Annotated in this window: 20 protein-coding genes and 3 pseudogenes; 15 read left to right on the plus strand and 8 right to left on the minus strand. The window is 68.1% G+C overall.

The window, feature by feature from the left end; all coding sequences use genetic code 11:
• Nucleotides 1–138 precede the first annotated feature (138 nt).
• The 3 genes and pseudogenes from ABZ070_RS23095 to ABZ070_RS23105 all read left to right on the plus strand — a co-directional run bounded on the left by ABZ070_RS23095 (nt 139) and on the right by ABZ070_RS23105 (nt 3,038).
• A pseudogene (locus ABZ070_RS23095) lies at nt 139–1,019 on the plus strand (IS5 family transposase).
• Nucleotides 1,020–1,073: 54 nt separating this feature from the next.
• A complete protein-coding gene (locus ABZ070_RS23100) occupies nt 1,074–1,754 on the plus strand; it encodes a hypothetical protein (RefSeq protein WP_356636770.1) in 681 nt (226 codons plus the stop codon).
• 966 nt (nt 1,755–2,720) lie between these two features.
• Complete coding sequence (locus ABZ070_RS23105) at nt 2,721–3,038, plus strand: DUF6415 family natural product biosynthesis protein (RefSeq protein WP_356636772.1); 318 nt, start codon at nt 2,721–2,723, stop codon at nt 3,036–3,038.
• Nucleotides 3,039–3,276: 238 nt separating this feature from the next.
• On the opposite strand, the gene ABZ070_RS23110 is transcribed toward ABZ070_RS23105, so the two are convergent.
• Nucleotides 3,277–3,945, minus strand: a complete 669-nt coding sequence (locus ABZ070_RS23110) for a nucleotidyl transferase AbiEii/AbiGii toxin family protein (RefSeq protein ID WP_356636774.1) — start codon at nt 3,943–3,945, stop codon at nt 3,277–3,279.
• On the minus strand, nt 3,942–4,280 hold the full coding sequence (locus ABZ070_RS23115; RefSeq protein WP_356636776.1) for a hypothetical protein: 339 nt from the start codon (nt 4,278–4,280) through the stop codon (nt 3,942–3,944). Before ABZ070_RS23115 ends, ABZ070_RS23110 begins: the two co-directional genes overlap by 4 nt.
• A 325-nt stretch (nt 4,281–4,605) precedes the next feature.
• Here ABZ070_RS23115 and ABZ070_RS23120 point away from each other — a divergent pair, with 325 nt between their 5' ends.
• Nucleotides 4,606–5,331 (plus strand): DUF4241 domain-containing protein, encoded by a 726-nt coding sequence (locus ABZ070_RS23120; protein WP_356636778.1) that lies wholly within the window; start codon nt 4,606–4,608, stop codon nt 5,329–5,331.
• A 200-nt stretch (nt 5,332–5,531) separates the two neighbouring features.
• Here the strand turns inward: ABZ070_RS23120 and ABZ070_RS23125 are convergent.
• A pseudogene (locus ABZ070_RS23125) lies at nt 5,532–5,780 on the minus strand (transposase family protein); the annotation flags it as partial.
• A gap of 1,054 nt (nt 5,781–6,834) precedes the next feature.
• Between ABZ070_RS23125 and ABZ070_RS23130 the strand changes: the two are divergent.
• Genes ABZ070_RS23130 through ABZ070_RS23150 form a run of 5 tightly spaced genes read left to right on the plus strand, consistent with a single transcriptional unit; the run spans nt 6,835 to nt 11,167 of the window.
• Nucleotides 6,835–8,334 (plus strand): ATP-binding protein, encoded by a 1,500-nt coding sequence (locus tag ABZ070_RS23130; RefSeq protein WP_356636779.1) that lies wholly within the window; start codon nt 6,835–6,837, stop codon nt 8,332–8,334.
• 20 nt (nt 8,335–8,354) lie between these two features.
• Nucleotides 8,355–8,744 (plus strand): roadblock/LC7 domain-containing protein, encoded by a 390-nt coding sequence (locus ABZ070_RS23135; protein ID WP_356636781.1) that lies wholly within the window; start codon nt 8,355–8,357, stop codon nt 8,742–8,744.
• The gene (locus ABZ070_RS23140) at nt 8,741–9,097 is read left to right on the plus strand and encodes a DUF742 domain-containing protein (protein ID WP_356636783.1); all 357 of its coding nucleotides are present in this window, start codon (nt 8,741–8,743) and stop codon (nt 9,095–9,097) included. The genes ABZ070_RS23135 and ABZ070_RS23140 overlap by 4 nt, the downstream gene beginning before the upstream one ends.
• Nucleotides 9,078–9,701 (plus strand): ATP/GTP-binding protein, encoded by a 624-nt coding sequence (locus ABZ070_RS23145; protein WP_356636785.1) that lies wholly within the window; start codon nt 9,078–9,080, stop codon nt 9,699–9,701. The genes ABZ070_RS23140 and ABZ070_RS23145 overlap by 20 nt, the downstream gene beginning before the upstream one ends.
• Nucleotides 9,698–11,167 (plus strand): cytochrome P450, encoded by a 1,470-nt coding sequence (locus ABZ070_RS23150; RefSeq protein ID WP_356636787.1) that lies wholly within the window; start codon nt 9,698–9,700, stop codon nt 11,165–11,167. Before ABZ070_RS23145 ends, ABZ070_RS23150 begins: the two co-directional genes overlap by 4 nt.
• Before the next feature lie 218 nt (nt 11,168–11,385).
• Here ABZ070_RS23150 and ABZ070_RS23155 read toward each other — a convergent pair whose 3' ends face one another.
• Nucleotides 11,386–12,471: a hypothetical protein gene (locus ABZ070_RS23155; RefSeq protein ID WP_356636789.1), complete on the minus strand. Its 1,086-nt coding sequence runs from the start codon at nt 12,469–12,471 to the stop codon at nt 11,386–11,388.
• Nucleotides 12,472–13,216: 745 nt separating this feature from the next.
• Here ABZ070_RS23155 and ABZ070_RS23160 point away from each other — a divergent pair.
• Nucleotides 13,217–13,750: an O-acetyl-ADP-ribose deacetylase gene (locus ABZ070_RS23160; protein ID WP_356636791.1), complete on the plus strand. Its 534-nt coding sequence runs from the start codon at nt 13,217–13,219 to the stop codon at nt 13,748–13,750.
• A gap of 38 nt (nt 13,751–13,788) precedes the next feature.
• On the opposite strand, the pseudogene ABZ070_RS23165 reads toward ABZ070_RS23160, so the two are convergent.
• A pseudogene (locus tag ABZ070_RS23165) lies at nt 13,789–13,997 on the minus strand (hypothetical protein); the annotation flags it as partial.
• A 122-nt stretch (nt 13,998–14,119) separates the two neighbouring features.
• On the opposite strand from ABZ070_RS23165, the gene ABZ070_RS23170 reads away from it, so the two are divergent.
• Entirely contained in the window at nt 14,120–14,737 is a 618-nt protein-coding gene (locus tag ABZ070_RS23170; RefSeq protein ID WP_356636793.1) for a GNAT family N-acetyltransferase, read from the plus strand.
• Nucleotides 14,738–15,283: 546 nt separating this feature from the next.
• Nucleotides 15,284–15,895 carry a glyoxalase gene (locus ABZ070_RS23175; RefSeq protein ID WP_356636795.1) on the plus strand — a complete coding sequence of 204 codons (612 nt, stop codon included), beginning with the start codon at nt 15,284–15,286 and terminating at the stop codon, nt 15,893–15,895.
• 29 nt (nt 15,896–15,924) lie between these two features.
• Here the strand turns inward: ABZ070_RS23175 and ABZ070_RS23180 are convergent, their stop codons facing one another.
• Nucleotides 15,925–16,653, minus strand: coding sequence for an NAD(P)H-binding protein (locus tag ABZ070_RS23180; protein ID WP_356636797.1), 729 nt, complete (start codon nt 16,651–16,653; stop codon nt 15,925–15,927).
• A 153-nt stretch (nt 16,654–16,806) separates the two neighbouring features.
• Here ABZ070_RS23180 and ABZ070_RS23185 point away from each other — a divergent pair, with 153 nt between their 5' ends.
• The 3 genes from ABZ070_RS23185 to ABZ070_RS23195 all read left to right on the plus strand — a co-directional run bounded on the left by ABZ070_RS23185 (nt 16,807) and on the right by ABZ070_RS23195 (nt 18,901).
• Nucleotides 16,807–17,283, plus strand: coding sequence for an Rrf2 family transcriptional regulator (locus ABZ070_RS23185; protein WP_356636805.1), 477 nt, complete (start codon nt 16,807–16,809; stop codon nt 17,281–17,283).
• Nucleotides 17,284–17,407: 124 nt separating this feature from the next.
• Nucleotides 17,408–17,881 (plus strand): carboxymuconolactone decarboxylase family protein, encoded by a 474-nt coding sequence (locus ABZ070_RS23190; RefSeq protein WP_356636799.1) that lies wholly within the window; start codon nt 17,408–17,410, stop codon nt 17,879–17,881.
• An 81-nt stretch (nt 17,882–17,962) separates the two neighbouring features.
• Nucleotides 17,963–18,901, plus strand: coding sequence for an RNA polymerase sigma-70 factor (locus tag ABZ070_RS23195; protein WP_356636801.1), 939 nt, complete (start codon nt 17,963–17,965; stop codon nt 18,899–18,901).
• Between the two features lie 48 nt (nt 18,902–18,949).
• Here the strand turns inward: ABZ070_RS23195 and ABZ070_RS23200 are convergent, their stop codons facing one another.
• Together ABZ070_RS23200 and ABZ070_RS23205 are read right to left on the minus strand one after the other, a co-directional pair.
• Nucleotides 18,950–19,849, minus strand: coding sequence for an alpha/beta hydrolase (locus tag ABZ070_RS23200; protein WP_356636806.1), 900 nt, complete (start codon nt 19,847–19,849; stop codon nt 18,950–18,952).
• 213 nt (nt 19,850–20,062) lie between these two features.
• Entirely contained in the window at nt 20,063–20,746 is a 684-nt protein-coding gene (locus ABZ070_RS23205; protein WP_356636803.1) for a DUF899 family protein, read from the minus strand.
• Nucleotides 20,747–21,045: the final 299 nt, after the last annotated feature.

Raw genomic sequence — 21,045 nt, forward strand, 5'->3', positions numbered from 1 at the left:
GTTCAGACGAAGGCCGCCTCCGCGTACGCCGGATCCCGAACCGAGTGATCAAGTTCGACGGACCATTCGACGCCGGACGTTAAACGCCAAGCTAGGGTCTGTTGCGAAAGTTGATCAAGGTCGTGATGATCAAGCGCCGTGGGGCGCGGAGATCTGACGAATTGCCAGTGGGCTCGGTTGGAGCCGTTGCTGGCGCTGGGCAAGAAGCCGGGGCGGCCGCCGACGTGGACACGTCGGCAGTTGATCGACGGCATACGCCCGGCGCACCGGGACCGGTGCGCCGTGGCGGGACGTCCCGGAACGGTACGGGCGGGCCGTGGGACCGGGCCTACGATCTGTTCCGCCGCCGGCAGCGCAACGGCACCTGGAAGCGGATGTTCGAGCAGCTCCAGGCCAAGGCCGACGCGAGGGGACTCATTACCTGGGACGTCAGCGTGGACTCCACCATCGCCCGGGCGCACCAGCACGCCGCGGGGGCGCGTAAAAAGGGGCAGAGCAAAAGGAGCCTCCCGGCGGCGTCGTCACCGAGCCCGACGACCACGGCCTCGGGCGTTCACGCGGCGGACTGACCACCAAGTTGCACTTGGCGGTCGAGCAGGGGCAGAAGCCGCTCTCGCTCATCGTCACCGCCGGGCACCGGCATGACAGCCCGCAGTTCCAGCCGGTGCTGGATGCCATCCGGGTTCCCCGGCTGGGTCTGGGCCCGGCCGCGCACCCGGCCGGACAAGGTGCGGGCCGATAAGGCTTACGGCTCCAGAGCGAACCGCGCTTACCTGCGCAGACGTGGCATCAGCTGCACGATCCCGGAGAAAGTCGACCAGGTCCGCAACCGCAAGAAGCTCGGCTCCCGTGGCGGCCGACCGCCAACGTTCGACAAGGTCGACTATCGCAAGCGACACGCGGTGGAGTGCGGGATCAACCGGCTGAAGAGGCACCGTGCGGTGTCGACGAGATACGACAAGCTGGCCGTCCGCTACGAAGCGACCGTACTGGTCGCTGCCATCAACGAGTGGCTGTGACAAGCGGAGCGGGCGGCAGAAAGTCCCGGGAAAAACCTTTCGAGGACACCACCGATGACCTGCCACCCTGGTGAGATGCTGCTCAAACTGACCGGTTCCAGCTGTTCGGGCAAGACCACGCTCGCTTACTCCGTAGGCGAGCGGCTGGGGCGGCTCGCCGTGCACGACTTCGACGAGCTCGGCGTACCGGAAGGTGCCGATCGCTGGTGGCGTAACCGCATGACCGAGATGTGGGTGCGTCGTGCGCTGGAGTACCAGGCCCATGGAGTCGACCTCCTGCTGACCGGGCAGTCCCCGCTGGGAGAGGTCCTGGCCAGCCCCTCCGCCCCCTTGCTGGACGGAATCGCGGTGTGTCTGGTCGACGTGTCCGACGAACTACGGCGCGACAGGCTCACCATGCGCGACTCGGGCCGATGGGACGCTCAGGCGATTGACGCCTTCCTCGGCTGGGCCGCCTGGCACCGCAAGCACGCCGAGGATCCCCGATCCCGACCCGACGTCATCATCGACGACAGCTGGCCCGAGATGGCCTGGCACCGCTGGACCGGGTGGACTGCTGACGACCGGCGGTGGTCCACCCATGTGCTCAACACCACGGACCGGCCCGTCGCGGAATCCGTAGATCAGGTTGAGCAATGGGTGACCGAACAGCGCGACGCGTTCCGATCCGGCCGCCTCACCCTGTCGCGAGGCTGGTCGGACCAGACGGCCGCCCGAGCCGACCACGACTCCTGACCCACTTTCGCAATGGGCCCTAGTCGTCTGGTAGGCGAGGAATGCGAGAGCGTTCCCGGCGATGTCCGGTCATCTGCCTGTGTGGCCGCAGCGTGGCTTGTAGAGGCTGACCGCGTCGGCTTCCCGGCCGCCTTCGAACCCGGCCCACCCGGCTTGCACGCCTGTTCCGCGAGTACCGACAGCAGATCGCGGCCGGTGGCCTGCGAGTACGAGGAGTCCCGGAGCAATGCCTTTGTGGCCTGGTACTCGCCCACGTACACGCGGTAGGTGTCGCCGTCGCCGAGGACGTCATCCAGTCGCCGGAGCCGGGCCGTGCGCTGCCGCAACGCTGCGGGGAAATCCTCCCCGATCCGCTGCCCGGCGACCGGTCTGGTCAGGTCAGACATGCCGACGGCGAGGCCGGCACCGGATGCTGTTTGAAGGAAGTGTCTGCGCCGCACGTGTGATCCGTCTTTCTGCGTGGTGGTCATGCGTGCAGGTGTGGCGGGCGGGCCACTGACTTCGCAGGGCCGGTCGGCGAGACCGAGTATGTGCCCGGGGATGCGGAGCGCATCAGAGATTCGGACGATCTTGTCGAAGCGCGTGACTCGGCCGCGGCCACGGGCCAGCGTGCCGACGCGCTCCGGCTTGATGTCGCACTCGGCGGCGATCTTCGAGCAGCTGATACCTGCCTGGCGGGCAAGGCGGAACACCGTCCCGAAGTGGTGGCCGCTGATCGCGGCCCGCATCTCCGCGGAGTCGAACAAGTGGCGCGGTGGCGCAGTGGGCGGTTCGTAGTCGGTCGTCGTGACCCCGTCGTACCTGCTCGGGAGCGTGTGTCTCACGGCCTGTCAAACGAACCTACACATCGTGGGTATCCCGCCGGTAGGAAGCAAGTACCGCTGCAGCGACCGACAGTTGGGGACCGACCCCGGCAACCTCGCGAACGGCCCCGGGGCGTGGCCAACGCTTACGAGGAGCGTCGACATGCAGCAACGTACAAGGCCCCAGCCTTCTGCTGCGAGGGAGAGCGAAGATCCAAGACCGGTCGACCTCGAGACGATGCGCGATACCGCCCGCCGGCTGCTCAACCTCGGCGAAGCACCGCCGCTGCGCGAGGACCTCGACAAGCTGACCGCGAAACTACGCGGTCATGTCCAGCTCCTGGTGCCGGAGATTCGTGCCCTGCTCCGCACGAAGCCCGCCAACGATCACTGCTCGTTCGACCGAAGAGCGAGCCGTCGAGCACCGCCCCGGCCGAATTCCTGGCAGGACCGCGGCCGGGACGGGCGGGTTCCTGCATGAGCCCAGGACGCGCACCACGACGCGTGGGAAGGCCGCGCGTCGAACACGCACCCAAGTAACATCGCATGACCGCGGCGCGACCCCGGCATGACCAGCGGGGGACTCGGGTGTGCGCCGGGCGGGTCAGGCTGCTCGGCGCACATGTGGCGCTCCCGTGCACGGCACGACGACTAGCGGAACCTGCCACGGCCGGGGAGCGTTCCGTCGAGCGGGTGTGCAGCTCTGCGCTTGCGGCTGGCTACTCGGTCTCTTCGTGGTAGCGGGCGGCGAGGCGTGTCCCGAGGCTGTCTGCCCAGACCTGGATCCAGTGGCGGAGCTCGGCGACGTCGTCTGGTGCCATGCCGTACGCCATGAACTCGCGGTCATGCGTGAACTCGGCTGCTTCCAGGCGGGCGTGCAGTTCCTCGAGGTCGAAATCGTCTTCGTGCTGTGCGCCGAGGAGTTCCATTTCGACGGTGCTGAAGAGATGGCGGGCGCTGAAGACGTCGATCAGGTCGCGAGGGAAGCCCCGGTCGTGCACTGCCCGTGTCTTGAGCCCGATCGTGTCGTCGAGGGAAAGCACCGGCCCGATGCCGGTCTGTTTCGGTGGGCTGGTGAAAACCTCGAGGAGAACATCGAGTTCGCACGCCTGACCGGTCACTGGGTCGGTGGCGGTGAGCCGGGACATGCGGGGCGCCACCTCAACTACCCTCATCTGCCAACCCCGGGCGGTCAGTTCCCGAGCGAGGTGCGCGGTAATGACGTCGAGACCGGCCGGGTCGGTCGTGGCGAAGTCCAGGTCTTGACTGATCCGCGACACCAGCTCATGCGCTTGGACCGCGTACCCGCCCGCGAGCACCAGACCGTATCGGGCTCCGGCCTGGAGCACGTCGGACAGCAGACGCTCGTGCAGCGGGGGCAGCTTCACGCGGCGGCCGCGGGAGCCAGCTGCGGAAAGCGCTGCTCCCAGCAACTGCGCAGGGGTTTGCCCACCACCCGGCGCAGGAGGGGCCAGTGGTCACGCAGCAGATCGGCGTTCAGGTAGGCCACGAGGTCCTCGCGCAGCCCGTTGTTCAGCACGATCCGGTACAGGCCGATCACCAGTTTCTCGTCGCCGAGATCGAAGTCGGTCAGCCCGGACCAGGCCAAATGCTGCGGCAGGTGCACGACACCAGCGGCCGGCCCGCGCAGGTCATCCAACGACGGTGGCAGCCGGTCGGCCAGGTGACTCCACCTCGGGTGCAGCGACATCTCTCCACTCACCCCACCAGTATCCCTGCTCCCGGGACTGCGCGTGTCACTGCCGCGCTGGAAGCCAGCCGACAGGGACTGGGCCTGGGTGCACACGGCAGATGAAGATGGCCCCTGTGCATGCTGAGAGGCCGCTGACTTACTGATCGTTCCGGAACGAGGTTCGGAGTCGTGCCGCCGTCCGCAGGCGCAACCTGGTCGGCGCCGTGTGGCCTTTGCGTAGCTGTGGGCATTGCTCGACCGTGCGGTCCGGAACGATGTGCGCGAAGTGTCGATGTCAGCGGGCCCCCGTAGCTTTGGTTTGACCGCCCGGCCGGGCGGCGAGGAGGGGTGAGACATGACGTGGGTCGGGGACACGCGGCTGGCAGCTGGGCCTGAGGCCACCTGGTACTTGGAGACGGCTTTCACGCCCGGTGCTCGCCTGGGGACGGTGTACGACGATCCGACAACACCTGTCGTTGTGACGAGCATCGAGAAGGTAACGACCATCCGTGTACCCAGCGGCCGCCTTGTGGTGGATGCGCCGTGGGACGACGACGACACCTGGAGATATGAGCGTGGGTTGCCGACGAGGCCCCCGCGGGAGCTGGCGGTGCGCATTCCCCCGGGCGTCTACCGAGTGGAGATCGCGTGGACGGCGGGCCCGTACGAGTTCTTCGGTGAACACTTCGATGGCGTCGAGTGCGCGGCGACCCGGTTGTGCATCAGTGACGCTGCTGTGGTCGGGTGGGAGATGGGCCTGGGTGTCGGCGATGACATCGACCGGCTTCCGCCGGGCGAGCATCCCCGGTTCGGCGCGGACCATAATGTTGGCTGCTTCGCCGACGCCGGCGCGTGGACGACGTTGTCCGCGCCATTTCGCACATGCGTGGATGGCCGTTGGGAGCCGCGTGACAGCGGACAGTTGCCGGACGGGTGCGATCGGATCAGCGACGAATCACAACAAGCCGATCTGGTTACGTTCACGGCACAGTCAGGCGGCGTCGTCTGGTTGGGGCGGACCGAGACCGGCGACGTGGCCGCGATCGTCGTCACCAGTGGCATGGCCGGCGCCAAAGCATGACGCCGCTGCCGCCTCTCCCTGTTCTGTAAGTCGCGCGGCCGGACGTGGCTGCCCGCTTTCACTGGGAGGAACAGCCTGAGGAAAGGTATTGGGAGTCGCACCCCGAATAACCACGGCGAGGCGCTACTGCAGCAGGACAGCCGGGAGAACGGCTCGGCGAAGGTCCGGCGTGAGCAGTCCGTCGACCCGCAGATGAAGCGCCTGACCGTCAGCCGGATCACAAAGCCCTGATCAGCCAGAGGAAGGTCCCTCAGCCTGCGCTGGTAACGGTCGTGGACTCGGTCCGAGAAGCGGCCGCAGCCCGGGCATGAAGCGCCGCCTGCGGGACCTCTTGCCACCCCTTCGATTGTGCCGTACGCGGCCGTAACCGCCTCGACCTCCACATCGGCGATCTCCTCGAACACCAGCGGGCTCCAGAACAGTGCGTTGGTCTGCATGACCAGCACCATCACCGTCAACCGCCGACCACAGCGGCGAACGGGAGAAACTTGAGGGAGCGTCAATTCCAACTGTCAGCGACATGCGGCGCGGCGCGGCTTGTCGCTTGGCATGGGCGGGAAGTCGGCGTGGGCGGCGGATGTGGCTGCGGCGGGCGGCCCAGAGGACGAAGCCGCGGGCCTTGTGCCGCATCACGGAGCCGTCGACGAGGTAGGCGTCGGCGTCCCTCTGCGTACAGTCGGTGAAGGAGGTGCCGATGTGCCGCAGCCTCTGCAGGAGGTGAGCGGTCTGCGTGAGGCAGTAGCGGATGTTGGCCGCGGTGTGCGGTGACAAAGGCCGGTCGGGCGAGTGCCGACGGCGCAAGCGGCTCAGGTAGTGCCAATGGGTGAAGGCATGAACGAGCTCTGACGTCTTCGCCGTCCGCCTCCAGCTTCAACAGCGAGCACGAACCCATGCATCCACACGCAGGGCCGCAGCAGGAGATGGTCTCCTCCGCGACTCCGAGCAGCGAATCGGGTGTGCCGTCCGGCGGACGGATGACAGTCGGGCTGTATTCAGCCCGGACCCGCCCTAAGGACCCCTCCGGAGTCCGTGTCGGACGCCGGGATCTCCTCCAGACCGAAGACCGTCCCCGGGCTCGCGGCCCCCGGCCACACTCGCAGAAGCAGGCGGCGGACGCCGAGAGTTGGGGCCATGACCAGCAGTCTGCTGGATGTGGTCGATCTCGTGCATTTGTAGGCGCGTGCCACGGCGCCGGTCGATCAAATGTGGTCCAAGTCGACCAACGGAGGTTCCCGTTTCAACCAGGGACACATAGCGATCCGGAAGTGACTATTCTCCCCTGCGTGTTGCGCCGCCCTCACAGCGAGTAACCGCACGCCGTGCTGCGCACGGACGGAGCCTGCCCGCGGGGAAGCGTGACCAGTGATGTGATCGATGTGATCTCGAACCGACTCGTCGGGGGCACCCATTAAAACACTTGTTCTCGGCCGAGCGAAGTCCCGATCGTTCTTGTCGGCGCATCACCTCCAGTCCACCCATTCCAGACTGTTGAGGGACCCCTTGATGGTTCGTGCAGGTTCAACCGCTAGAGCCCTGCCACGTGCAGTGGCTCCAGCGTGGCTCATCCCCCCTGGTGTACTGGCTGGGGCCTGCGGCATAGCGCTGATCCTCGTCCCCGCGCAGATACGCATGCCGGTTGCCTGGTGCGGCCTCGTCGCGGTCGTCCTGACCGCCATCACCTCGGCCGGGACGGTGCGCCGGGCGCGCTCGGCGGAGGAGGCCCGCCACGCGCGGGCGAGTGACGACGTACGGCAGTTCGCCGCGCAACGCGAAGCCGCGCTGATCGGGCGCTTGGCCGATCAGCGGGCCACCACTGTGTGGCTCGCCGAAGAGCTCCTTCCCGCGGCTGTCGCCCGTCTGCAGAAGGGTGACCCCGCTTCGGAGATCCTGCAGTCCGTCACGTTCGGGGGACATGTCGACAGCGAGTTCGCCGAGGCGCTCCGGGCAGTGCTTCGGACGCTCATGGAAGCCGTGGAGGCAGAGGAGCACACGCGGGACTCCTCTCAGCGGGCACTGGTGGCGATCGCGCGCAGGGTCCAGGCGATCGTGCATCAACTCGCCAAGGATCTGCGCGACATGCAGATCCTCCACGGTACGAATGTCGTGGTCTCGCACGGCCTGCAGGACATCGACCATCGCAATGCCCTGATCGGGCGCCTTGCGGCCAGCATTGCGGTACTGGGTGACGCCCGGCCCGGGCGTCAGTGGTCGAAGGCGATCCCGCTCTACGACGTCGTGCGGGGGGCCATGTCACGCATCGTGGACTATCCCCGCGTGAAGCTGCAGTCGGTGACAGAGGTGGCTGTGATCGGCCACGGAGCCGAGCCGCTGATCCATCTGCTTGCCGAACTGCTCGACAACGCCACGACCTTTTCGCCGCCGCACACCCCGGTCGAGGTGACCGCGAGCGAGGTGCCTTCCGGTATCGCGATCGAGATCGAGGACCGTGGGGTCGGGCTCACCGAAGAGGTCCGGCAGCGCATCGACCGCGTCATGGAGCAGGCATCGTCCGGCATCGATCTGGCCGACCTGGGCGAGGCGACGCAGCTCGGCCTGCCCGTCGTCAGCCGACTGGCCCGCGAGAACGGCCTCGACGTCGACCTGCGCACCTCCGCATACGGAGGAGTACGGGCCGTCGTACTCGTTCCGCGGCGCCTGATCACCACAGTTCAGCAGCCTGCCCCGAAAGTCCAACAGCCTGCGCCGAAGCACACGGGCGTCGCACCGATCACGCCCAGGCCGACGATGACGCGGGATGCCGCAGCAGATCCCGTCGCGGTCAAGCAGACCGTCAACGGACTGCCGCAGCGTCGACGCGAGTCGCCCGTCCCGACACCGGTCGTCGGCACGGCCCCCCTTCCGCCCGCTGCTCCGGCCGCCTCTCCCGGAACAGCCGGCCCACCCAGGCAGCCGGGCCTGATGTGGGAGGCGTTCAGTGGCGAGAAGAAACCGAGTACAGACCCCGCCGTCCCAACCAGCGAGCCATCAGATGAGGGTGAGTAACCGTGCCGCCACTGCCCAACATGGACTGGATGCTCAAGGAGCTCGCGGCCAGCGTCCCGCACGTGCGACACGTGGTCGTGCTGTCATCGGACGGCCTGTGCATCGGTCAAGCGAACACGGAGACCGACACCGCTGACGCGATCGCCGCTGCCTGCTCGGGCATGCAGAGTCTGGCGAAGGCCATCGCGCAGAAGTTCCCGCACGGGGACGGCTCGACGCGCATGGTCGGGATCGAGGTCGACGGCGGATACTTCTCCCTGATGGCGGCCGGCCCCGGGGCCTATCTCGCCGTGCTGGCCGATGAGCAAGTGGACGCAGGGTTGCTGGGCGACCGCATGCGTACGCTGGTGGTCCGGATCGGCCGGCACATGACCAGCCCGCCTCGTGAGGACGTCGGGCAGGCGATGTGACGTCAGAGAACCAGGACGCATGGGACGAAGGCAATCCCGTGCCGCTCTATGTCATCTCCGGTGGCCAGGGCTCCTCGGCCAAGACCTTCAACCTGGTCACCCTCATCGCCTCGAGGTCCGCACCGGAACCCGCCATGCAGCCCGAGCAGGCGGCGATCCTCACCATGTGCCAGTACCCGCTGTCGGTGGCCGAGGTATCCGCGTATCTCAGTCTGCCGTTCAGCGTCCTCACGGTGCTGCTCTCCAAGCTCGTCGATGACGAGCGAGTTGAGGCCATTGCTCCTGTTCCTGTCGCAGCGGTTCCCGAACTTGGCCTTCTGGAGGCGGTGATCCATGGACTACGCAAGCTCTGACACAACCGCCGCCGGCCCCCGCGGCACGGACGCGCTGCTGCCGCACGGCGCCAGGGGAGTCAAGGTCGTGATTGTCGGCGGCTTCGGGGTCGGCAAGACGACCATGGTCGGGGCGGTGAGCGAAATCCCGCCCCTGACGACCGAAGAAACCATGACTCAGGCCGGTGTCGGGATCGACCACAATCCCGGCGCGGCAGGCAAGAGCACCACAACCGTGGCCCTGGACTTCGGTCGCATCAGCATCAACGAGGAGCTGATCCTCTATCTCTTCGGGACGCCGGGGCAGGAGCGCTTCTGGTTCCTGTGGAACGGGATATTCGAAGGCGCCCTCGGCGCCGTGGTCCTCGTCGACACCCGGAGGATCGAAGTCTGTTTCGAGATCATCACCCGCCTGGAAGACCGCCGCGTCCCCTTCGTCGTGGCCGTCAACACCTTCCCCGAAGCCCCGCAGCATCCGATACCAGCCCTGCGCACTGCTCTGGCCCTCAACGAATCCGTGCCCATCATCACCTGTGACGCACGCGACCGGTCGTCCAGCCGCGACGCCCTGCTCTCGCTGATGGGCTACCTGTGCACCCTCGCCGCCGCTCAGGAGTCCGTATGACCGTCCCACCAGCAGACCGCACCACATCAGAACCGGGGCTCACCCCACCCCCGGGCTGCCCGGCGCACACCGCCACGGGAGCCGACGGAGTGGCCCGGCTCCATGGCGCCGATGCCGTCACCGACCCCATGGGCCTGTACGAGAAGTTGCGTGCCGCTCACGGTCCGGTGGCTCCCGTCCTGCTCGACGGGGACGTGCGGGCCTGGCTCGTCCTGGGGTACCACGAGAACCGTGATGTGGCCGGCCGCTCCACGCAGTTCTCCCGTGACCCCCGCATCTGGCACGGCTGGAAGAGCGGCGAGATCGACCCCACCACCTCGCCGCTGGTGCCGATGATCGGCTGGCGACCCGACTGCGTATGTGCGGACGGTGAAGAGCACCAGCGGCTGCGCGGCGCTGTCACGGCGGCCCTCAACCAGTTCGACCAACGCGGGATCCGCCGCCACATCACCCGCTTCGCGCACCAGCTGATCGATGGGTTCTGCACAAGCGGCAAGGTGGAGCTGGTCGGTCGGTTCACCGAGCACCTGCCCATGCTCGTCCTCACCCACCTGCTCGGAATGCCGGACGAGTACGGTCCCAAGCTCGTGCATGCCGCCCGGGACCTCTTCAAGGGCACCGAGACGTCGCTCGCCAGCAACGCCTATGTGCTGGAGACCCTCGAGCAGCTCGTTGCCGCCAAGCGCGCCCTGCCCGGGCAGGACATCGCGTCCGTGCTGATGGCCCACCCGGCGGGCCTCAGCGACGAGGAGGTGCAGCACCACCTGCGCCTGATCCTGCTCGCGGGCTACGAGACAACGGCCAATCTCATGTCCAACGTGCTGCGGATGGTGGTCACCGATCCGCGGTTCCGCGGGTCGTTGGCCGGCGGACAGATGACCTTGCCCGAAGCAGTGGAGCAAGTGCTTTGGGACGAGCCGCCGTTGATGGTGTGCCCAGGCCGCTGGGCCACCGGTGACACCTCCCTCGGAGGACAGGAGATCAAGGCGGGGGACATGCTCCTGCTGGGCCTGGCCGCCGGGAACGTCGATCAGGCGGTCCGCCCGGATCCCTCGACCCGCGTGCACCACAACCGCGCGCACCTGTCCTTCAGCGCCGGCGCCCATGAGTGCCCCGGCCAGGACATCGGCCGTGTCATCGCCGACACCGGCATCGACATCCTGCTCACCAGGCTTCCCGACATCAGCCTGGCCATCCCCGAGTCCGAGCTCACCTGGCGATCTTCCACCTGGGCCCGGCATCTGACGGCGCTGCCCGTGGAGTTCGCTGCCCGTGGTCCGGTGACCCACGATCAGCCGGCCCCGCTACCGGCCCCGCCCTCGCCGAGCAGCGGCATGCCGACGGCACCCCGAACGCCTTTGTCCGAACACCGGTTGATGACCGGACCCGGGGCCGGACACGAACCCGAGTCGGAGCCCCGCGCCTCGTGGCGGGCGCGGCTGAGGCGTTTCCTGCGGATTCGGTAGGCCTCGCAGGCCGCAGCAGAGCCGAGCACCACAGCCGAGGAGGCTGCCGGACCGCGTGGGTCGGCAGCTCCTCGGAGCTGGGCGGGCACCGGCGGAGCGCTCGTACCGTCAGGCCCGGCTGCTGAGTCGGGGACCACGATGAGCCACTCCGTGCCCACGTCCGGCTTGCTGTACGGGAGTACGGGACCCCTCACACGTACGTCGGCCCTGTGAGCGCCTCATGACACCGAGGGATACCGCTCACCGGCGGACACGGCGGCGGTGGAAGTCCGTTGCTCCGGTAACGGGTCGCTTGCGGCAGCGTAGCGGGGTGCTCCGGAGTACCAGGCATGGAGGCCGGACAGGAAACTGCAGGCTCCCCGGACCCACCCGTCCAGCTCCGTCCGCTCATCGTGGTTCAGCCCGGCTCGCTGGACGAGCGAAGGCAGTTCGCTCTGTATGAGGTGTTCGAAATGGCGCAGTCGGGCGGTCACCAGATCGGCGGCGGCGCGCATCGCTTCCTGGACGGTGATGCCCAGGGACGTCTCGAGGACCACGACGAGATTGTTGACGTCATGTTCTTCATGGACCTCCCGCTGATAGGAGGCGATGTCGTTCGCCAGGCCCATGTAGTCCATGAAGGCGTCCAGCAAAGCACGGACGGTCCGGCTGTGCCGGATCTGCTCAGGTATCCGTGCGCCGGTGGCGAGTTCGACGGAGTAGGGGGCAGTGTAGGCGGCGAAGCTTTCGCGGCGGAACTGGGAGTACTCGATGACGTCCGGGACCCGGCCTGCGCGACTGTTTGCCAGTTCCTGAACTCCCGCGTCGACGTACCTCGCCAGGGCCTGGTTGAGCCTCTGCCGCCAGTGCGCCAGTCTCGGGGGGAAGAGGCGTTGCTGGAGGTCCGCCAACCCCCTTTCGACGGCATTGACGGGCTGGGGCAACCGGGCGCCCGGCTCCGCGGGCAGGAAGGCATGGAGGCGGGCGGTGAAGACCTGTGCGGCTACGAGGTCACCCGTCTGTTTGAAGGCGGAGGCGAAGTAGTCGTCCCAGGCCAGAGCCCAGAGGTTGAACCGGTGATTGAGCCGGAGGCCGGCGAGCGAGGCATCAGGAAGAGCCCAGGCGGTCAGCTGGTCGACGGCCATGGTATGGAACTGGGACAGGGTCCAGATCCCTCGGCGGGCCGACGGGGCTTCGTCGCTGCCCAGCATGCCCATCTCTCGCGCCCACGTCTCGGTCTCCTCGTGCAGGACGGGCAGGTACGGATTCACCCGCACTGGGTACGGCATCCGCAGTACGGGGAGTTCGATGGCCTGAAGTGTCATGGGACCCTTCTTCCCTTCCGGCGCACATCGGGGTGCGGACCACAAACGGCGAGCGGCGTGCCCTTCGCATGCAGCCCTCTTGCCTTTCTCAACTCGCCTCGGGCGGAGTACGGTCACGCGCGTGGACGGCACGTCAGAGGGGTGCGTGGCGTGTGCCCCGGTATGCCCTCAGCAGTGACAGGGGCGTTGCGAACCCGGTTGAGGGGAAGGGCTCGCGAATGTCAGGTCCTGGCGCATGATTCTCCTTCCGTGACGGCCCATACGTTGACGATCCGCTGGTACCACGGGGACGGCCGCCGAGCCGTTCCCGTCCTTTGGCGCTTCAAACCTGCCCACCCTGTCCGATCCCCAACCCCGCGCATTCGACCTCGTCCCGAGATCAAAGCCGGTTTGTGTGGAACGAAACGATCCTTCTGGATCGATTTTGCGCACATTCGATCCAGGAGCAGGCCGCGATCAACCACTGACCGCCAGTTGGCGCGTGGCGGCCGCCTGCCGGCTCCGGAACCACCGCCGGCGACGCCCAAAGCCGCGGGGAAGGGCGCGCGAGCGGTGGTCGCGGGAAGCGTGGATGCCGCCGACCGGTCACGAGCCGGCGGCATCTCACCGGTCTGCCGGGGGGCGGAGAGGTGCGCGCGCTGGGGGCTGCCCTTTCCAGAGGCTTGAAGACGACGTCTGATGCCGGCCGACCCGCCTGCCTCGCGCGCCGCACGTGAAGGGAGGCGCATCGATGGATGATGGGCCCATGACGAATGCGGGACCAGCCATCAGCCTCGTCCGCGGCGACATCACCGAGCAGCGCGTCGACGTGATCGTCAACGCGGCGAACTCCTCACTGCTGGGCGGCGGAGGCGTCGACGGCGCCATCCACCGCAAGGGTGGACCCGAGATCCTCGCCGAGTGCCGGGCGCTGCGCGCCTCCCGGTACGGGAAGGGCTTGGCCACCGGGCAGGCCGTCGCCACGACGGCCGGCCGCCTGGACGCCACCCACGTCATCCACACCGTCGGCCCGGTGCACTCCACATCGGAGGACCGCTCGGCTCTCCTCGCCTCCTGCTACCGCGAGTCGCTGCGCGTGGCCGTCGAGTTGGGGGCGCGCACCGTGGCGTTCCCCGCGATCTCGACGGGCATCTACGGCTGGCCCATGGACGACGGCGCCCGCATCGCGGTCCGCACGGTGCGCGAGACAGCCGCCGACCCGGTCGTCGAGGTGCGCTTCGTACTCGTCGACGAGCCGGCGTACCGGGCCTTCGAGGCCGCCCTGTCGGACATGTCCTGAGCGGGCTCGGGGCCGGCCGGCAGATGCGTGGGATGGTGCCCGCGACTCTCCGCGTCTTCCAGGAGCCAGGGCTCGAGTCCCACGTCGTCGGGCACGAGCCGTACCCGGCTGCCGGCCCAACGCGTACCTCGGGCCCATCCGGAACCCAGGCGAACAGTTCGTACGTTCCGCGGCGAGGCTCCTTGAACAGTCCTTCCGATTCGGGGCACACGCCCCAGACATGGCCGTGCTCCGTCTCCGGCAGCATGTACCGCCCCTGCAGTGAGGGCCTTGCGCTTTGGCGCTGCCCCAACGGCAACAGTGCGCACGCAAGTTGGCACATGAGTGGATAACACCCCAACGTCACGTCGAAGATCACGACGGTGCAGAATGACCTCTATGTCGATGACGAACAACCCCAGAACGGCAACGATCGACGACGCCCGGTTGATAAGTCGCACCCTGGCCCGCGCTTTCGACGACGACCCGATGATGCGCTGGTTCTTCCCCGATGACGTCTCGCGTGAGGTGGGGCTGAGCCGCTACTTCTCCACCATTTTCACCCGGCAGTACGTCCACCACGCCGTGTGTGAGCGCACTGAGGCGGCGGCCGCCTTCTGGGTACCGCCGGAGGCGCAGGCCAAGGCCGTTCCCGATGCCGAGACCATCGAGGAGCTTCAGAACATCCTCGGCGACCGAGCTCCGTTGTTGAGGGACGCCGTCGAAACGGCCGCCGAGCACGCACCCCAGGAACCGCACTGGTACCTGGCGTTGATCGGCGCCGACCCGGCGGGCCAGGGCCAGGGACACGGTGCTGCTCTGATTCGCTCCGGGCTGGCCAAGGCCGACGCGGCGGGCCTGCCCGCCTACCTGGAGTCCTCCAAGCCGTCCAACCTGCCCTTCTACGAGCACTTCGGCTTCACCGTGCAGCAAGAGTTTCGACTGCCGGGGAACGGGCCGGCGCTGTGGGCGATGCGGCGCGACCCGCACCCTTCGGCAACTGTCTAATGGAGCCGGCCTCGCAGGGAGAATCGCCTCGGCATCGGACCATGACGTCAAGGGGCCATGTGATCACGCAAGGAGTGCAGGTCACAGGCCGGTGCGCTGCCTGCGGAGGCACCACGGTCTGTGATGTCGGCCTGTGTCTGGACCGGGGCATGCTCTGCTGGGGCACCGAAGGACGATGTGAAGACTGCCCCAACGGCTGGTGCGAGCAAGGCAGTGGCCCCGAGGCTCCCGAGAGCATCCGACAAGTCCTGCTGCAGGCGCACGGGTCGGCGCGGCTCTGCCTGTCCGGCGACGCGCCGACTCTCACTCCGGCGCTCAAGGCCCTGCGCGATGCAAGGGGGTTGTCTCTCGGCGAGGCACGCGCTCAGGCAACGCGACTCGCCGAGACTGGGCTCGTCGGCACGCTCGTCGAGATGGAGTTCCTGGCAGCACACCTTCGGGCACGAGCGGTAGCCGTCGCCATCTGACCTGCGCACTCGAACAGCCCACAACATCGATCAGGATTCGAGAAGCGTCGGCCGTCGAGCCACAGCTAGCGTGCACGTCATGACCTCTCTCCACTGCATCACCCTCGAGGTGGACGACCCCACGTCCGCCCAGCGCTTCTACCAGGACGCCTTCGGCCTGGACAAGCAGGTTCGCCTGCGGGCCTCCGAGGAGCCGACATCAGGCTTCCGCGGATTCACGGTGTCGCTTGTGGTCTCCCAGCCGTCGATCGTCAACAGCCTCGTCGGCGCTGCCCTCGACGTCGGCGCCACGACCTTGAAGCCCGCCAAGAAGTCCTTCTGGGGCTACGGCGGCGTCGTACAGGCTCCGGACGGGACGATCTGGCAAATCGCAAGCTCGTCCAAGAAGGACACCGGCCCGGACAGCCGGCAGATCGACGAGATCGTTCTGCTGCTGGGTGTCACGGACATGGCCGCGAGCAAGCAGTTCTACATCGACCGTGGCCTCACTGTGGCGAAGAGCTTCGGCAGCAAGTACGTCGAGTTCGAGTCTGCGTCGAGCCCCATCAAGCTGTCACTGTACGGGCGCCGCGGGCTGGCCAAGGTCGCCGGCACCTCGCCGGAGGGCACTGGATCGCATCGGCTCACGATCGGCAGCGACGCCGGGACCTTCGCCGACCCTGACGGATTCACCTGGCAACCCGCAGCGTGAAGTTCCGAATTCACCAAGGCGCGAACGGTTCAGGAGAGCCAGTCGGTGTACCGGGTGGGGGCGAGCTGGGCGTTCTTGTCGGTGAGGACGTCACCCTTGACGGCGGCGAACATGCCGGCGGCGGGGTCGGTGACAACCGTGCGGCCGTCGGCGTTGTGCGCGAGGGTGAGCCGGCCCAACTCGTCCAAGGAGAAGACCTCGGGGCCGGCGATGTTGCGAACGCCCATCAGCGGGGTGCCCGCGGCGGCCTCCGCCACCGCGGCGGCCACGTCCTTGGCGGCGATGGGCTGGATCGGTGTGGCGGGCAGCCGGACGGTGTCGCCGTCGGCGGTCCAGGACAGGACCGCGTCGATGAACTCCATGAACTGCGTGGCGCGGACGATCGAGTAGGGGATCGGTCCGGCCGTGAGGATCTCCTCCTGGAGCGCCTTGGCCCGGTAGTAGTCCAGCTCAGGCACCTGGTCCACGCCGACGATCGAGAGGATGACGAAGTGCCGGACGCCGCCCTTCTGGCCCGCGGCCAGAAGGTTGTTCATCGAGGTCTGGAAGAAGGCAGGGGAGGCTTCGTCGAATGTCGGGGAGTTCGTCAGGTTGACGATGACGTCGGCCCCCGCCACCGCCTGGTCCAGCCCCTGGCCGCTGATCACGTCGACGCCAGTGGACTGCGCGTGCGGTACGGCCTCGTGGCCTGCGGCGTTCAGATTCTTGACGACCTGAGACCCGATCAACCCGGTACCGCCGATGACCGCGAACTTCATGACATGCCCTTTCGTCGGGAGGTGTGTCCGCAATATGGCATACGTCCAGATGCGGGCGCCGCATGCTTCTAACTCGGACACGTCTTGTCCGAGACTATACGCGGACATTCTTTGTCTGAGTCAAGAGCGCCTGGTTAGAGTGATCGGGTGAAGATGTCCGGCGGAGTCGAGTGGGCCCTGCATTGCTGTGTCGTCCTCACGTCGGCCGAGGGTCCCGTCCCCGCGACCCGGCTGGCGGAGCTGCACGACGTCTCGGCGAGCTACCTGGCCAAGCAGCTGCAGGCGCTTTCCCGTGCCGGGCTCGTCCGTTCCGTGCAGGGCAAGGCGGGCGGCTATGTGCTCACCCGCGACCCCGCCTCGATCACCGTGCTCGATGTGGTCGAAGCGGTCGACGGTCCGGACCAGGCCTTCACCTGCACGGAGATCCGCCAGAGGGGTCCGCTGGCCACTCCGGCGGAGTCGTGCGTCGTGCCCTGTGCGATCGCCCGTGCCATGGCCGAGGCGGACGCGGCCTGGCGAGCGGCGTTGCGGGCCGTGTCGATCGCCGACCTGGTCCGGGGTGTGGACTCGGACTACGGGCCCGGTGCGATGGCGGGTATCCGGGCTTGGCTGACGGTGCCGGACGCGTGAGGGCGCCGTCGGCCGGTGCCCGCCGCTCCAGCGGTGAGACGCAGGTCACATCCGTCCATGTCACAGGGAGTCCGGCCGCCCCGTCTCAGGGATGTAGCCACTGACGACCGCAGAGGAGCACGCCATGGACGCGCGACTGAACTACTTCACCGACCCGACCGCCGGCAAGGCCTTCAAGCACATCATGTCGGTGGGCAGAGCGATCAAGGAATCGCCGCTGCCGGCCGCGACGCAGGAGCTGGTGTCGCTGCGCGTGAGCCAGATCAACGGCTGTGCCGTCTGCATCGACATGCACACCAAGGAGGCAGCCGCTGCAGGCGAGACCTCGGTGCGAATGAATTTGGTCGCGGCGTGGCGGGAGGCCACGGTGTTCACCGGGGCCGAGCGTGCCGCGCTGGAGCTGGCGGAGCAGGGGACTCGGATCGCGGATGGGGCCGGCGGGGTCCCCGACGAGGTGTGGGCGCATGCCGCCCAGCACTACGACGAGGGGCAGCTCACTGCCCTGGTGCTTCTGATCTCCGTCATGAACACGGTGAACCGGTTGAACGTCATCGCCCAGCAGCCGGCCGGCGACTACGAAGCCGGGCAGTTCCACTGAGCGCCGCCCGGCTGATCACAACGAGCCGCCTGTGTCGGCCAGTTCGGCCAGATGGACGGAGTTCATGGGAGGGGAGTGGGTGTGAGCAAGGTCGAGGACTTCGAGGAGCTGCGGCCGCTGTTGTTTTCGATTGCCTACCGGATTCTGGGCAGCGTGAGTGAGGCCGAGGACGCGGTGCAGGAGACATGGCTGCGCTTTGACGGCTCGGCGACCCGGCCCACGTCGACCAAGGCCTTTCTGTCGGCCACGGTCACACGGATCTCGATCGATGTGCTCCGTTCCGCGCGGGTGCGGCGGGAGCAGTACGTCGGGCCGTGGTTTCCCGAGCCGCTGCTGAGCGATCCCTATCAGGATCCGGAGCGGTCGTTGGAGCTGGCCGACTCGGTGTCGATGGCAGCGCTGCTGCTGCTGGAGCGGCTCAGCCCGCTGGAGCGGGCGGTCTTCCTGCTGCGGGAGGTGTTCGCCTTCGGGTTCGATGAAGTCGCCGCGGCCGTAGGGCGTTCGGAGGCGGCATGCCGTCAGCTGCTGGTGCGGGCGCGCCGGCACATGGAGGCGGGGCGGCCGCGGTTCGCCGCCGACCGTCAGGAACGGCAGGAGCTGGCGGCGCGCTTCTTCGACGCGCTGAAGAACGGCGATGTGGGCGAGCTGCAGAAACTGCTGGCCGCCGACGTGCAGCTGGTAGGGGACGGCGGAGGCAAGGCCCCGCAGCTGGCCAGGGCCGTCATGGGTGCGGAGAACGTGGCACGGCTGCTGGGCGCGTTCTTCCCCTGGCTGTTCCGGGTCGGCGTGACGTTCGAGCCGCAGGACGTCAACGGCCAGCCCGGAGCGATCTTCCGCGACCGGGACGGCAAGATCCTTCACACCCTGGTCCTCGATGTGCTCGACGGGCAGATTCAGACCGTCCGCGGGGTGAACAACCCCGACAAGCTCGGCCACCTCGGGCCGGTCGCCGACGTCTGGGCCATCGACCGCGAGGTGAGGGACGCCCGGCGGCGGATGAACCGACCTCGACCGAGGTAGTACCGCCCGTTCTGCGGGGTGGGCGGTCCGTAACGAGAGTGCGCGGGGTCACGGCTTGTTGCGCGCCTCGTCGACGACCTCGCGGATGGCCGTCGAAACCATCTGCGGCTGCTCGACGCCGATTCCGTGGCCGCTGCGAGTGTCGGTGATGTGCCGGGCGCAGAGTTCGGCGGCGAGCCGGTCCTGGGCGGCCAGCCACGCCGGCCACGTCGATCCGGTGCCTTCGACCTGGAGGTCCCACGGCTTGTCCGAGGTGAGCACGACGGCCGGCAACGGCCGTGGCATCGCCGGAGCGGCCCGGAGCTCGTGGACGCTGGACTCGTAGTCCGGTACCTCGCGCCCGTCGGCCGCGTCCATCGCCTCGATCTTGTGCATCCAGCCGGACCACTGAGCAGGTGACAGCTCCTTCTTGAGGAACTCCGAAGCGCCGTCGACGGTGACAAGACCGGCGACCTGGGGGGAGTCGGTGCGGGCGAGCAGAAGTGCGATCATCGCGCCCCATGAGGCGCCGACGATCACATAGGGGCGGCGTTCACCCGCTGCGGCGAGGACCGCTCGCAGGTCCCTGGCACCGTCTTCCGCCGTGGTGGGTTGTGACACCCGGGTCGATGGGCTCGGCCTGCCGTCGTTCCGAGTGGTTCCGGGACGGTCGTGAGCGCACACCCGCGTGAACGAAGCGACGGTCGGGAGCACCGCCGAGGCACTGGGGCGCGGCCGGGCAGCCGGATCCGTGGGATCCACGGCGAGGGCCCATTCGTCCGATGCGCCCCCTGTGCCGGACACGAGCACCACGGTGGGAGAACCACTGCCGCGGCACTCCAGAAAGATGCTGCGGCCGTTCCCGATGGGCACCGAGCGCGCGAAGCCGCCGGTAGAGGTGACGTCGCCTGTCGAGATGCCGGCGAACGTAGCGCCCGGAGCGCCGCACGCAGCGAGCACCAGCGACATCACGGCGGCGGCGACAACCGAACGCCGTCGGCGCGCCACAGTCCGGTGCGTCAGCGCCTCGCGCCGTGGTGTCAGGGCCCCGCGCCTTACGAGCACCGATCAATTGTCTCTCACGAGCCCTGCCAGTGACCTGGTGGCGATCCGGCAGCCGATGGGTAACGGGAACGCGAAGGGCCCCGGCCACAACGTGGGGGCGCCGCTCACCGTGGTCGGTCAGTAGTCGATGCTCGGGTACCAGTCGCCGCGGCCCTGTGGAGTCAGGTCGAGCAGGTGCCACACCGGGGCCAGGAGGTCGATGCCGCGCTCGTCGATGTCGTCGGCCATGCGTGGGTGGGTGGAGTAGAAATGGCGAACCGTGCCGTCGCCGTCGCGGGTGAAGACGGAGACGGTGGAGTCCTGTTCGCCGTCCTTGTCCTCGCTGCCCAGGTCGTACTTGAACGTGCTGTCGCCGGAGCTCAGGAGGCGTAGCCGGTGCCAGCCGCGGCTGCGGGCGTGCTGTCGCAGTGCGGGCAGGTCGGCCGCCGCGACGATGGCGAAGTCGGCGCTGCGGGTGATGTGGTGGGCGATGCCGTTGAGGCCGTCGAGCCACATGGTGCACATCGGGCACGGGTCGGTCTGCAGCTTGCCGTACATGAGGTGGTAGACGACAAGCGGGCGGTCGGGCGTGGTGAAAAGCCCGCTCAGAGTGACCTCGCGGACCGGTGTGTCGCCGGCGTCGAGGTCGGCCGGGCCCTCGAGGAAGACGTAGTCATCGACGGGTGGCCCCTGCGGGAGCGCCCGTCGCTGGGCCGCGACCTTCTCGCGGTGGCGCATGAGCTCGATCTCGGCCAGCCGCAGCTCTTCGCGGGCGGTGAGATAGTCGGCCGGTTCCCCGGCCAGGTTGGTGTGCCGCAACATCGAGTCCTCCTGGGACGGCCTTCCCCCCGGCCCCCGGTCCGGATCAACCCGCACTCCCGGCCCCTGTGACACCGAACCGGTCCTCCGAGTCTAGGGCGGCTCCGAGGAGCGACGACAGTTGGGAACGTGGCCCGTGCGGTGACACCGGCGAGGCGGCCTGCTCCCACGTGCCGAGCAGGGCCCGTCCCTGCGGCCGGTTCCACCGTGCCGGTCCTGCCGTGGGGGCAGCCGGGAAGGGCCGGTTAGGCCGCCAGTGCCGTTGGTTACACATGCGGGTGTCGTGCGGGGGGGGGGCGCCG

The organism is Streptomyces sp. NPDC006283 (assembly GCF_040613325.1).
In the GTDB taxonomy this organism is placed as follows: Bacteria; Actinomycetota; Actinomycetes; order Streptomycetales; family Streptomycetaceae; genus Streptomyces.